This is a genomic window from Spirosoma pulveris (assembly GCF_054781875.1).
This window is the reverse complement of record NZ_BAAGTO010000002.1, coordinates 873,492-887,817: the sequence shown is the minus strand read 5'-3', so window position 1 is coordinate 887,817 and position 14,326 is coordinate 873,492. Positions and strand designations below refer to the sequence as shown.

The 14,326-nt window shown below is 51.0% G+C and carries 8 protein-coding genes; 3 read left to right on the top strand and 5 right to left on the bottom strand.

The window, feature by feature from the left end:
* Positions 1-29 precede the first annotated feature (29 nt).
* From ACYVJM_RS11830 to ACYVJM_RS11815, 4 genes are all read right to left on the bottom strand, one after another.
* Positions 30-842, bottom strand: coding sequence for a polysaccharide biosynthesis/export family protein (locus ACYVJM_RS11830; RefSeq protein WP_461148431.1), 813 nt, complete (start codon positions 840-842; stop codon positions 30-32).
* 756 nt (positions 843-1,598) lie between these two features.
* The gene (locus tag ACYVJM_RS11825; protein ID WP_461148430.1) at positions 1,599-3,068 is read right to left on the bottom strand and encodes a right-handed parallel beta-helix repeat-containing protein; all 1,470 of its coding nucleotides are present in this window, start codon (positions 3,066-3,068) and stop codon (positions 1,599-1,601) included.
* Between the two features lie 76 nt (positions 3,069-3,144).
* Positions 3,145-4,041, bottom strand: a complete 897-nt coding sequence (locus ACYVJM_RS11820; RefSeq protein ID WP_461148429.1) for a glycosyltransferase family protein — start codon at positions 4,039-4,041, stop codon at positions 3,145-3,147.
* Between the two features lie 685 nt (positions 4,042-4,726).
* Positions 4,727-5,092, bottom strand: coding sequence for a LytTR family DNA-binding domain-containing protein (locus tag ACYVJM_RS11815; RefSeq protein WP_461148428.1), 366 nt, complete (start codon positions 5,090-5,092; stop codon positions 4,727-4,729).
* A gap of 212 nt (positions 5,093-5,304) precedes the next feature.
* Between ACYVJM_RS11815 and ACYVJM_RS11810 the strand changes: the two genes are divergently transcribed.
* The 3 genes from ACYVJM_RS11810 to ACYVJM_RS11800 all read left to right on the top strand — a co-directional run bounded on the left by ACYVJM_RS11810 (position 5,305) and on the right by ACYVJM_RS11800 (position 11,959).
* Complete coding sequence (locus tag ACYVJM_RS11810) at positions 5,305-6,105, top strand: hypothetical protein (RefSeq protein WP_461148427.1); 801 nt, start codon at positions 5,305-5,307, stop codon at positions 6,103-6,105.
* Between the two features lie 364 nt (positions 6,106-6,469).
* The gene (locus ACYVJM_RS11805; protein ID WP_461148426.1) at positions 6,470-10,249 is read left to right on the top strand and encodes an NPCBM/NEW2 domain-containing protein; all 3,780 of its coding nucleotides are present in this window, start codon (positions 6,470-6,472) and stop codon (positions 10,247-10,249) included.
* 438 nt (positions 10,250-10,687) lie between these two features.
* The gene (locus ACYVJM_RS11800) at positions 10,688-11,959 is read left to right on the top strand and encodes a hypothetical protein (protein WP_461148425.1); all 1,272 of its coding nucleotides are present in this window, start codon (positions 10,688-10,690) and stop codon (positions 11,957-11,959) included.
* A 99-nt stretch (positions 11,960-12,058) separates the two neighbouring features.
* On the opposite strand, the gene ACYVJM_RS11795 is transcribed toward ACYVJM_RS11800, so the two are convergent.
* Entirely contained in the window at positions 12,059-14,212 is a 2,154-nt protein-coding gene (locus ACYVJM_RS11795) for a catalase (protein WP_461148424.1), read from the bottom strand.
* Positions 14,213-14,326: the final 114 nt, after the last annotated feature.

Here is a 14,326-nt window from a genome sequence, read left to right as displayed (position 1 = left end):
TCTACGTTGAGAGGTAAGTGTTAGTCCGGTTAACGCCGGGTCGCAATGATGGCAATGATGGATAGAATACCTGTCAGGATAGGGGCCAGCTGATAGGCCCGGTCTACGCTGGTGGCTCGGGCCTTACCGGGTTCTACATACACAATATCGTTTGGGTGAAGCGTGTAATAAGGTGACCGGAAGGCATCGCGCTGGGTAAGATCGAGCCGCGTAAAAATTCGCTTTCCTTTCTCTTCCCGTATAACCAGCACGTTGTCCCGCCGACCGTAGACCGTGAGGTCGCCGGCGAGCCCGAGGGCTTCCGGAATGGTGATCTGCTCGGTCGGAATAGTAAACAGCGCCGGTCGTGACACCTCTCCCAGTACGGAAATTCGGAAGTTCAGGTTGCGCACATTGACAGTTGGTTCTTTAAGGTAGTTTTTCAGTTTACTGCTGATCAAATCCCCCGCTTTGGCATTCGTCAGGTCGGCGACCGCCACTTGGCCGATCAGCGGCAGTTTGATCGTGCCATCATTAGCGACTACATAGCCTACTGTTCGGGCCAATGGGTTGGTACCATTGGCCGTTGCGGCAGCTTCGGCCATGGATACCGGGTTGAAATAGGCCGAGGCCTCGGCGTTGAGGCTGCTCACCTGAACGGAGAGGACATCGCCTTTTTTTATCGTTGGAATAAAGGGTTCCGCTATCGCGATCGTATCATCCTTGCTGGTTGCCCCCTGAAAATAAACCAGTTTCTTGGCGGATGTACAGCCGTCCAGTGAAGCTATTGAAAGTAAAATGGCTGCGAAGGCAGTCCAGGTGACTACCCGTGCGTGTACTTTCTTACTTGTTCCCTTACTCATTCTTAAACGTTGGTTGGTCATTCTACTCAATGCTCCAGGGGGCAAAAGGCACCTGAAGTGCATAGTCAGTCATTGTCCTTTCAGATATGATCTGATAGCTGATAATCAGCAGTTGGTTAAAAAGAGGTTTTAATCCCGATGATTGGTGAAACTGGTACTACAGTTTGCTGATAGCAGATGACTGTAGTGTGTACTGTAAGAGTACGTTTACGATAGGGAGCACGGTGGATTGTAAAGGCATTGACTGGTGTGTTCAATATCTCTACTTGATTATTTACCGAATGTAAAGCCGGGATAATTGAAGACAAAGGATGCTGTGTGAGCGGTTGAAATTCAGGGGTTAATAAACGGGGGATATTTGTAGTTGTCTATTCTGATGTGTTAACAAGTTTGACCTAATAATGACCTAACGTTAATACAATCATTGGACATTATGTAGTTTTTTTTGGCTAATACTTACTAATACCGAATTAGAAATTAACGTACCCTTTGGATAGTTTACAGGTAAAGTTATACCTCTAAGCGAAATTGTACTATACTAAGGTTGGTACAATAGTCATAAAAAATTACACTATTCGAGAAATAGCGAAAAAGCACGAATCTAGTTTTACAGATGGGTGTGTAAAGCTAAAGGTAAAATTTGGTCAAAAAGACATACTACAAGAGCACGGAAAGCACAAATCGTCTGCCGGAATTGAACCAACAGACGATTTTAGTAAATGGCAAAACGTTCAAACCAGGATATTGTGTTATAAATCAGGGGAGTAGGTTGCCCGCTTCGTCATAATTCATTGATGCTTTAAAGCTGCCTCCCAGCACTGCTTCGTAAGGCTTGCCCCCAACGCCCTGAATCAGCTTGTTGTTTGTGACGATATTATTGGTGGCTTTACTGCCATAAGCCATGATCGTGGCCTGGTTGCCGGGACTGTTTTTATTAGAGATCGTATTATTTGTAAATGTATTATTCGGTGAATTATCACAGATGATTGCTTTGTTGGCGATACTTTCTATGACGTTTTCACTGAACAATCCACCTGCCGTAGAATGGGAAATCTCCAGCATTCCCGTCATGGAAAAGGTGTTTTTCGTAAACTGAATGGCCCCCCCGTTGAAAATCTGAATACCACCCGTAACGGTACCAACGGTTCCATTACCGCTGATAATCATCCCGCCAATGATGGTCCCTCCGTTTTGGTTTGGTCCGCTCCCATCATTTGAACCCGTCAGAAATTTGTCGAAAACGCCCTCAAATTTGTTGTTCGTAATGCTCACATGCTGAGCGGCTCCGGCAATCTCGATCCCAAACAGGCTACAGCTTTTGAGGTAATTGTTCGCAACGGTAAGTTGGTCAAGCGGTCCGGACAGGGAAATTCCGAAGTGGCAATTCGAAAACTTGTTGTTGCTGACCGTTATGTTTTTGCCCGCGTAGACATTGTAATTGTCGTGGTTGAAAATCTCGCAGGCCATTCGTTTCGCCTGAACGGTGTTATTTCGTACCACGATGTTTGTACCGGTTCGATTGGCCTGTATCTTCACCGTCAACCAGTTCGTGCTGTCTTTTGCCGCAGCATCGTTACCTGCACAGTTCTGGATGGTCAGGTTGGTAATGGAAGGTCCGTCGATGTAGATCGTGCCATAAGTACCCTTTTCCTGCGAGCTTGTAATCCAGGATAAGCCATCGATCAGGATGTCGCTTAACGGAATTTTCGGATCGTCGGGGTTAACCAGCGAGATATAGGATTTGGGCAGCTTGATCGTCACGTTGCCCGGATTGGCCCGGATGGCGATGTTACTCTTCAAATGCACCGGTGTAGTTTGGGTGTAGGTGCCGTCCGGAATGGTCAGGTCATTGACAGCCGTAACCGCCGTTTGTAACTCAGGGCCTATGTCCGTATCCGCCACATCGACACCAAACCAGTACGCATTGGCTGAGCCGCTATAGGCCCGTTTGTAGCGGTGCCCCTTGGTCGTCACGAGCGTGGTCCCCAGGTTATCGGAGCTGCTCATGTCGGCTTGATCGAGCGTAAAAATACCTTCCCGACCCGCATCGGTAACCCGGATACGACTGGGGATCGGATTTTCGTGGAAGAGTCTTACCTGCGCAATACTCATGGTATCTTCCCGCTGAACAACGGTTTCAGGGACGGGATCGGCTGGTTTGCAGTAAGCCAGCATGCTGACTACACACACAAATGAGCCTATCTGAAGTATGCTTGAATTCTTCATAGTTGTTGTCAATAGATCAATCCGGGCTGTGAAAAATCTGCCCCCTGCCCGAATAAATCAGTGGGGCCATTCGCCATCAGCGCATACCGGCAATGGTTTTCAGTCGGTTAAAAATGCGAATGGGCACACTGTACCGGCGAAGCGTTTGCTGGTGGTAGTAGTCGGTCGTTTGAACAAGCCTGGGAAACGTAAAGACGCGCTGCGTACCGTCGTCCAGGTCCGTTTTGTACCGATTGTAGATGTTGGTATGAGTAGCTTCTTCGCCAAAACCAATGTTTTGCACTTTTGATTTGGTTGGATAAACTGTCAATCCGTTGTCTTTGAATCGGTTAAAGCAGAACCGGATATCCCAGGCATCGGCCCGGCCTTCCATCTGGTCGCGCAGCATGCCGAGTAAGTCCGATCCGCCCTGCATGAACGCTTTTTGCTGTTGTTTGTCCTGTATAAACGCTGGATACTCGCGCATATCCCAGTCGATGGATTCCCATCGGTCGGCCCAGGTAGCCCAGCCCCACGGACTATGGCGCGGGATCAAATAGGCGTCCGTTTCGTGGGTTAGCGGTTTTTGAAAAGGAAATGTATAACCCGCTACCGAATATACCCGCCGGTTGGGGGCATATTGGCGAAGTCCCTGGTTCATGAAATCCAGGAAGTTGGGGGATGTAATCAGATCATCTTCAACGATAATCGCGGTTGGATGCCGGGCTAATACGTACGATATACCCCGGATCACCGAATCGGCACAACCGATGTTGGTCTGGGCATAGTCCCGCTGAATGGTTCGAAACCCCGTAACGCCGTCTAAAAGTTGCCGAACTTCATTTACCTTAACCCAGTCTTCAGAACGCTTTGGGGCGTCGGCGAAGATATACAGGTCACTTTCCGACGCCAGGTAATTTGCCTGCAAGGCCTGGATCGTTGCTTTAAGTTCATGAGGGCGCTTGAAGGCAAATAAGATGACCGGTGCATTCATAAAATCGAAACGTTTGAGTAGTAGAATAAGCCATTATTGAAAAGACAAAGTCGATGGCTAGGTCTGCATTCCTGAGTCCTGTTGCGCCCGGATTTTTCGGCCTTTAGCCACCGTCCGGTAAGCAGGTCGCTGTTCAGCGGTGCATGCCGGAAGGGGCCGGAGCAACAAGAGATGTAAGTAAGGGTATCAATGGCTGACTGGAGCAGGTATTGATCAACAGCCTGTCGTATCAGGGTGTACCCGTCTGTTTATATTAGTGAAAACAAAGGCGGTAAGTGACCGCGAGAGCCCTCTGGTTTCTGTCATGTTTGACGGAATACCTACTATAAATCTAGACGGGTAGATTGTGAGAACAAAAAAGTGGTCGCTGTCGTCGCTTGCTGATGATTTACTTAATTGACATCTTTTATATATCTCCGCTTCACAAATGGCTCTATTTACTTGGTAAACAGATTGATTGATAAACAAAAAATTGAACTTTTCTGCTATAGAATAGTCTGTTGCTTGCCTATGCCCGTTAAGAAATTAACTCGGTTTTGACGGTGTCCGGCGCAGAACCTTCGTGTGCGGGCTCCCGTAAAACGAAAAAAGCAATTGGCCTGTCGTCTATGACAGGCAATTGCTCGGGTGTACTGGATGATCAGCGCGTGTTAGTCGTATGTTGCCTGACAAATCGTTCAATCGGCTAGCCAGACAGGTCATCCTGCATATCCTCCGGTTGCATTTCCTGACTAATGACCAGATTCAGCTGAGCCGCTGTATAATGAAGCCGATCACGGGAAACCGGTATGACGGTGTCGTCGAGTAGCCGCACCCAGCCCGACCGCCCTTTTTTCTGAACAAATTCGCGGGCGTACGCTGGATTAATGATAGCAGAACGATGAATTCGAACAAAATTCAGGTTTTGCTCAAACCAATGAAGCGGCTGAGTGATTGTTGTAATAGTGCCGTTCTGAAAATGGACCCGGGTGTAATTTGCATCGCCTTCCAGCCATACAATAGAACTTATGTGAACCTGGTGTGTATAGCCTACTAATTGAATGGTATCCATATAGAGCTTGTTGAGTTGCTTCTATATACGTATTGTATGTAACGCTGGTTTTCGTTAACTGGTGGTAGTTTAAAGGGGTTGCGCCCTATTTAGTTGATTTTGTAAGCATACGGTAGCTAAGAAATAGATGCTTATATTTACTTGAAAAGGTACATTAAAAAGGCTGTTACGTCTAAAGTATTTATTATTCGTAACATTACATTGGTGAAATTATGGAGCTATCCAGCCGTCAACCTATCCTACGGATCAGTCAATCGACACTTACATTTACGCAGGCAACTGTTGACAAACCCAGTTATTTGCTGCTGAACATTGCCCAACAGTTTGCAGATTCTCCCGTAATCATCGAGACGAATTCCCCCGAACATTTTCTAATGGCAACGGACGACCAGCCGATCTATAAGCCAAAACTTACCTTTATACCATCGCCCGAAGGCACGTATGTGCACATACGTTATTTGTCGTCAAATCGGGCATCGATACAGGCTGTATTAACCGTAAAATCACCTTATACGACGCAGACGGTCTCTCTGGAGGGGCGGACGGCGGGGCTGCTGGCGGTTGTGCAAAAGGCGATACCCGCCAGAAATCTCCCCCAGTTGGCCAGTGGTACTGAGCCGCCTACCCGAAAGCGATGGATTGCGCTTGTCGTAGTCGCTCTTCTAAGTGGCCTGGGCTACGCTGGCGTCATGTACCGGTGCGAACTTTTTCCCGGTTTATGTCAAACTGCATCGGTCAGCGAATCAACGGTTGACCAATCTGCGCCCCTTCCAACCGACTCAGTAACAACCTCTCTGGCCAACGATGCCCTTTCGCCGGCAAAAAGCCCGTCCGTTAAGGAAACCGCCGGGCAGCCGTCTGTAAATGCTGTAATGGGAAGCGATCTTCCCCGAAAAGAAGCTACCCAGCGTAAAGAAACGAAAGCCGTTAACCAACGGGAAACCGAACCTGAGCAGGTTAATCAGGAAAGTGAACTGGAGCGGGAACTGAACGGTAAGCCGGGTTCCAATTAATTCAATACCGTGCACGACCAGCTGATGTGAAGTCGGGTACTCAGAACCGATTTTCGGTAGGTTTTGAGAAACCTACTGAATACTGAGTACATAGGTTTTGAGAAAGTGACCACGCGCCTGCCCTCCCTGCTTCGACGGCCTTTGCCAAGCCTCACTCCGGCTTTATTTGTATCTTTTTAACGGCATAAGTTTCACATAACCAGTTGGTAAGCGGGGTAGTATTCGTATACGTCATGCGGCTTGCGGAAGCATGATGTATACCTTTTTCAGGGGACGGAAATAGATTTCACACCGTTTCATTTCTTCGCGTTTTTTTAATCTACATACCGTTTAATAAACAAATCCTTCGACTTATCTTGCGTTAATGGCTCTTAAAATGGAGCCGTCGGTCGAACGCATTTCTCTTTTTATCCGCTGGTTTATTCAATTGAACATGTTCCAAAAAACTATTGGTGAGCACTATTTGTGTGCCCGTCCACTACGGCATTTTACGCTTATTCTTCTTTTTTGTGATGCTGTGTGCCGACCAATTCTGGCGCAGACGACGTATTATATCGCTAGCTCGGGGAGCGATGCCAACAGCGGCAACTCGGAGGGTGCGCCGTTTCAAACGCTGGCTAAAATCAATAGCCTGAGCTTACAACCGGGCGACGCTGTGTTGTTTCGACGGGGTGATACCTTTCGCGGAAGCCTGGTTGTTCGGCAGTCCGGTGCGTTGGGCAGGCCCATTGTGTTCGATGCCTACGGGTCCGGGAATAAACCGGTTCTGGCCGGGTCGGTGCCGGTGACCAACTGGACCAATATTGGCAACAACGTTTGGCAGGCCGATTGCCCAGCCTGCGGAAGCCGGGTAACGGGATTATATCGAAATGCCACGGCTTTACCGCTGGGCCGATACCCGAATCTGAACGATGCCGGCAAAGGCTACCTGACCGTCCAGTCGCATAATGGGAAAACGCAGCTTACCAGCCAGCAGGGACTCGCGACCAACTGGACGGGGGGCGAAGCCGTTGTGCGACCTAATCAGTGGATTCTGGACCGGGCGACCATCACCCAGCAGAATGGAAATACCCTGACTCTGGCCAATACCAGCAGCTACAACCTGACCGATGGGTGGGGCTATTTTATCCAGAATCACCCCGCCACGCTGGACCAGACCGGGGAGTGGTATTACAACCCGGCTACCAAGACGATTCAGCTGTTCGACAGTCAGAGCAACCCGAATAGCCAGTTCATTACGGCCACGGCGTTCAGCGAAGGTGTAAAACTGATAGACGTATCGTACATAACGGTGCGTAATGTTAAGATCACGGAAACCCTCAGCAGTGGTATCGCCGTTACGGGCGGATCGAATCTTACTTTTTCCGATAACGATATCACCAACTCCGGCGAAGATGGCGTCACCATTATTGGATCGGGGAACACCGTAATGGCCGAAAATAACCGGATTGAAGATGCCAACAGCAGCGGCTTTTACATTGGCCCTTACCAGAACTTTACGTTTCGGGGAAATACGCTTCAGCGGATCGGGACGCTGCCCGGCCGGGGAAAAAGCGGTGACGGCACCTATTCGGCTCTCCAGTCGCTGTGTACCGGCAATACCCTGATCGAAAATAATGTGGTCGACAATATTGGATACAGCGGTATTGCCGTCGTAACCAGCGCCACGGTGCGGTATAATCAGGTATCGAACTTCTGCCTCACTAAAAGCGACGGGGGCGGCATTTACACCTGGAACGGAAGCGGCAGCAGCGCAGGAGACCTGCACATCGTGTCAAACATCGTATTCAGTGGCGTTGGTGCCCCGGAGGGAACCCCCGGCGGAGCTTATTCCGGAGCCAACGGTATTTTTCTGGACGACTGTTCAAAGAATATAGAGGTCCTCAACAATACATCCTTTGGATCGAGAGGAATGGGCATTTTCCTGCGGGGCGTGTCCAGCATTACCGTTAGAGGAAATACGAGTTTCAACAATACGGAAGAACAGCTCAAACTAGCCTATAATGGGGCCTGTGCGCTACGGAATAACATTGTTGAGAATAACATCCTGTTCAGTCGTCTGGCTAATCAGGTGGTAGCCGCTTATGAATCGAACGGAAACGATCTGGCGAGCTACGGCCAGTTCGATTACAACTATTATGTGCGGCCGTTCGAAGACTTGTTCAAAATCAGGGCCGTTTACAACCCCGGCTCCGGGCTTACCGGAGCCGAACTGTCCCTGAAAGCCTGGCAGGCGCAGTTTGGTAAAGACGCTAACTCGGCCAATAGCCCGATCACGTATAAAAGTCAGGTCGTTGACCAGACCGGAGCCAGCTTGCTGAACAGCTCGTTTTCGGGCGATGCCGGGGGGTGGAGCGTCTGGTCGCCAGCGGGCAACGGCCGGGCCGAGTGGGATAACGGCAGCCGACTCGATGGTGGCTCACTTCGCTTGTCGTTCAGCAACAGCCAGCCGGATTCGTACCTGCTGGCTACGGTAAAGATTGGTGCCGTTACCAAAGGAAAAGCGTACCAGCTCCTGTTCGATGGGGTAGCATCGTCCGATGGCAAGAAAGTAGAAGTCTACCCCCGGCAGCTCTCGGGTAGTTACAAAGACCTGTCGCCCCGCACGCTGTTATTAATGGGCACTGCCCGCCAGACGTACGAGGCTGTTTTTACCGCCACGGCCGACGAGGCCAATGCCATTCTGGTGGTGCAGGTAACGGGCGATGGCCAAACCGCCTGGATTGACAACGTTCGGCTGAAAGAGGCAACGCTTACCACCGTAAATCCGGACGACTATATTAAACTGGTGTATAACGCCACCGGCCAGGATAAGACTGTAGGCCTGGACGGTTCGTACCGGGATGCGAAGAACACGGCCTATACCAGTCAGATAACCCTGTCGCCTTTCTCGTCGGCAGTTTTGATGAGGGAAATCAACCCGGCACCGGCTCCCGTAACGGCCTTGCGGGAACCGGAAAATCCGGCGAATGCCAGTGCGGGGCTCGACTTTCAGTATTATGAAGGGAACTGGAACAACCTGCCCGACATGAACGGACTCACGCCCGCAAAGTCGGGCACCGTTACCCGTGTCGATCTCTCGGTGCGTAACCGAACGGAGCAGTACGCCCTGCGTTATACAGGATACGTTGACATACCGGCAGATGGCAACTACACGTTTTATACATCTTCCGACGATGGCAGCAAACTCCTTATTGGAACAACGGAGGTAGTTATCAACGATGGCGTGCACGACGTGGTCGAGAAGTCCGGCAAAATCGGTTTAAAAGCGGGCCGACATGCTGTTACCCTGCTTTATTTCCAGGCGGGCGGTGGTCAGTCGATGATCGTCAGCTACGAAGGTCCCGGCTTGAGCAAGCAGGAAATTCCGGCATCGGCTTTTTATCGCGTAGCTCCCGTAGTCAGTGGCGTCTACCTGTCTGACCTGAACTGGACAACGGCCAGCAACGGATACGGCCCGGTAGAGAAAGACCGCAGCAATGGCGAAGCAAATGCAGGCGATGGAAGGACCATAACACTCAATGGCGTTACGTACCCTAAAGGCTTGGGCGTTCATGCCGCTTCCGTTGTTACGTATAGCCTTAACGGTCAGTACACGCGTTTTCTGTCCGACATTGGTATTGATGACGAAATTCCCAACGGGAGTTGCGGATCGGTTACGTTTGAGGTCTATCTCGACGATGTACTGGCCTACAGCAGCGGGCGTATGAACCCCGCCATGGCCACCAGATCCATTGAGCTGGACGTATCCGGCAAACAGACGTTGCGGCTGGTGGTGACAAACGCGGGTGATGACGCCAACTGCGACCATGCCGACTGGGCCGGAGCCAGGCTAACCGGCTCTGGCAGTGGCCGCATGGCCGACCGTAGTTCTGAGGAGTTTCCGGCCGAACTGGCTGTGCTGGTTTACCCCGTACCCGCCCGCGATGAAGTTCAGCTGCGCTACCGAACCCCGACAGCCGGTGAGGTGATCGTAGAACTGGTCAACACGGCGGCTATGCCGGTCATTCAGCTTCGCCAGCCAGTAGTGGCTGGTGAGAACCTAATTAAACTTCCCGTTGGCGAACTCACACGCGGCTTCTATGTGCTGACAGTGACGCAGGGCGGGAAACGGTTCACCCGGAAAGTGATCCTGGCGGAGTAAATATTGAATTTGTCGTGTGGTTGGGTAGGTGAGTAGGCGGGAAGGTGGATGGCGTGTGGTCAGTTTTCTCAAAACCTATGCGTTCATTATTCAACAGGTTTTGAGAAATCGACCATAAGTCGGGTCCTCAGACCCGACTTCACGAGAGGGGTCCTTTAATTGTTCACCCGCCAAAGGAACTGTATAAAAAGGGGTTCTGTAAAATCGTAAAGCCGCCAGAATTGAGAAGCTCACAGCCTCTTAATTCTGGCGGCTTTACGATTTTGAATTACCCGGAACCGGGAAACTTCATTCGCTTCGTTATTGTTGATCATATTGACAGAAAATCCTTTTAAAACTGGCCGGAAAAGCGTTAATTTTACCCTTGCGTTCAGTCGGGGTATTCGCCAGATAACCTGATTTTCGCCAATCAACCACCGTCTTTTTACGAACCAGTCAATGATCATGGCAATGGGGGCCTGTGTCGATCAGAAAAACCCCGTCAACAAAATAAACAGTCATTCAACAACCTATACGGTAGAACAGGCCGAAGCGGCTAATGATGCTTTCGACTTGGTGGTCAAACAATTTCTGCGCGACTGGATCGAGCAGGGAACCGTTTCGACGAGGAGTCTGGAAGGTATCGGCGACACCGAAGAGTTTATTGAACACGGTGCGCTGCGTAGTTTCTTCAAACACCGGGATGATGCCTTTGAACGCCTGCTTGAACAGGAGCCCATAGCCCGGCATTTGCTGCGGCCTATTGACGAAGTGTACTTTCAAGGCGATGCCTACGAGCCATTACTCGCCAAGTTCGAAAAGCGCATTTATAACATAGCCGCGCATCGGGAAAACCTCGAAGTTCCATTCCGCTACAGTCCCCTGAGTCGTCAGGGTGATCACGGCGATACGCTTCAACTGATCGATGCCAACGGCAATCAGTCTCACGAAGATATTGGCGTCTATTTTGGTACCCGCCGTACCGATAGCACCGCCCTGGCTATTCTGGCTCACCAACTGCGCTGGGAAGCCCTGTCGCCGTCCGAAGTGCCCATCCATGTGGTTACGGAAGGCTACATGATCGATTCGCTGCAACGCGTCAAAGCCGTTGCCGAACAACTGGGCGAACAAGGGGTAACGGCACCGCACTGCTTCGTTATCCAGCGTCGACATGCCGCCGACGACCGACATCTGGGAACTGCCCTGCTGGTTATGAACCCGCAGCTACCGTCTGTACCTCAGCGCATCATTTTCTGTGATACGCTCAGTACCGGTACGCGTCCACCCTGGTGGGATAAGTTCAGGCACAAAGTCGATCTTGTTTTTCCCCAGCCGGAAGGCTACGAACCTGTTTCGGTCCGGCTGGAAGACGGAGGGGTGAAGCTTCAGCGTCTGCACGATGGCGTACCCGTTCGGCATCAGGATATCGATTGTGCTTTTTACACCTCTTCAATGTGCCGGGCGCTGATTCAACTGATAAAGGCCGATCCCGATCTTATCCTGAACGGCTCAATCGACGCCATCGTCGATCAGATGACGGAACGGATGCCGGAGTATTATGAGCAGCCCAATCAGCCGAAGGAGCCAACAATTGTCCGTGAAGTCAACGTGATTCGCCGATGGGATACCGGTTGGCAGGCACTAAAAAATATGATGCAAAACCGCCTTACCGACCTTGTCGCGCAACTGTCGAGTAATGAAGGCGTGAGCAGTCAGGTGGTAAGTCAGTAAGCTTTAACGCAGCAAGTGGTCAGGCAATACGCAGGAAAGGGAGCCCCTTATTAACTACGTACTACCTGACCACTTGCTACATTGACTATTTGCGGCTTACTACTTCACCAGGGTTTTTTCACGGCTCCAGAAGCGATGCTGTTCGATGGCCTCGATGAACTTCTGAGGTACATCACTACTCGCTCCTGAACTGGTAACCACGCCCTCGCTGCTCAGCAGGTTTTCGGCACCTCCGTTGGCAGCTGCCTGTAGCAGATTGGAACCTTCGCCGGTAGCCGCTATGGCTTTGCAGTGCATAAACGCTTCGTGAATGAACCGAATCGCATCAGGTTCCTGAAGCAGTGAGTTAACGCTGCTTTGGCCACCCGGCACGTACACGGCGTCGAACAGTACAGACGCTGTCGTTTGAAGGCTGGCATCGATCTTTATCGTTTCTCCGCCCGATGTTTTCAGCATCCCTACCCGCGGGGCAACAAGACCAATAACCGCTTTCTCGGCTGAGAGGGCATTCATCATCGCTTTCAACTGCGTAGCATCGACACCATCGGCCGCCAGAATAGCTACCTGGCGTGTCTTGATGCCTTTCTTTATGGTATTCGCCATGCTCAGAGCTGCCGAGCTGCCTACCGTTGACTTGGCTGGTTCCGACTGGTAATCCGCCGGGTTGGCATCGGCTGGAACGCTCTTGTTCAACTGCACCCCGTTGGCCGATGGAACCTCCAGGCCCAGTCCTTCGCCAACGAGCGTTGCCAGCGTCATATCAATCTGCGACAGGTGAATAAGCATCCGCTTCCGGATATCTTCAACGACCACCTTGCCTAACTCGAAACGCAGCGCTTTAACGATGTGCGTTTTCTCCGTATTCGATTGACTATTCCAGAACAGTTTGGCCTGGTTATAATGGTCCATGAAACTCTTGCTGCGGGCACGAACCTTGTTGGCATCAATCCGCTCGGCATAGCTAACGAAGCCGCCTTCTGCCTCGCTGGCCTGCGCGGGCGAATCGCCGTTGATGGCATTGGGGCCGTAGCTGGTGCGCCCTGCGTTGATTGTCTGGCGCATGTGGCCGTCGCGCTGGCCATTATGGACCGGTGCAATGGGCCGGTTAATGGGGATTTCGTGGAAGTTTGGTCCGCCGAGCCGTTTCAACTGCGTATCGGTGTAGGAAAACAGACGCCCCTGCAACAGCGGATCGTTGGAGAAGTCGATGCCGGGGACAACGTGCCCTAGGTGAAAAGCGACCTGCTCGGTTTCGGCGAAGTAGTTATCCGGATTTCGGTCAAGTGTCATCTTGCCAAGACGGATAACGGGCACCAGCTCTTCGGGAATGACTTTAGTCGAGTCCAGTAAGTCGAAATCGAATTTATGCTCGTCTTCTTCCTCGACAACCTGAACGCCCAGTTCCCATTCCGGGTAAGCGCCCCCTTCAATGGAATCCCACAAGTCGCGACGGTGGAAATCGGGATCACGGCCCGAGATAAGCTGTGCTTCGTCCCACACAACCGAGTGAACGCCCAGCAGGGGTTTCCAGTGAAACTTGACGAAACGCGACTTGCCTTCCTTATTGATCAGTCGGAAGGTATGTACGCCGAAGCCTTCCATCATGCGGTAGCTGCGGGGAAGGGCCCGATCCGACATGACCCACATCACCATGTGCATGGATTCGGGGGTTAGCGAAATAAAGTCCCAGAAAGTGTCATGGGCCGATGCCGCCTGTGGAATTTCGTTGTTGGGTTCGGGTTTCACGGCATGAATCAAGTCCGGGAACTTGATCGCATCCTGAATGAAGAACACAGGTATGTTGTTACCGACCAGATCGAAATTTCCTTCTTCGGTATAGAATTTTACGGCAAAGCCACGAACATCGCGGGCAAGGTCAGTAGATCCCCGCGAACCGGCCACGGTAGAAAAACGAACAAAAACGGGGGTTTTAACGGAAGGGTCAAGCAAGAACTTCGCTTTTGTTAGACCGGGTTGGGGTTCGTAGGCCTGGAAATAGCCATGAGCAGCCGCACCGCGCGCGTGGACAATGCGTTCCGGAATCCGTTCATGGTCGAAATGGGTAATCTTCTCGCGAAGAATGAAGTCTTCCAGCAAGGTGGCGCCCCGTGGACCCGCTTTCAGGGAGTTCTGGTCATCGTTAACACGTAAGCCCTGATTGGTTGTCAGAAACTGGCCCGTGCTGTCTTCCCGGTTCATGTCCAGCTCTTCTAATTTAGCATTTGTATTGGTCTTGTTTTGTTCCGTACTCATGTTGACGTCGAGTTAATGTACTTCTTCTATAGGATTACCTGTACTACACGCATGGGTAGTGTTTGTTCAGAAAAACACGAACTATTTCACCTACGGATTAAGTGGATTTTCTAT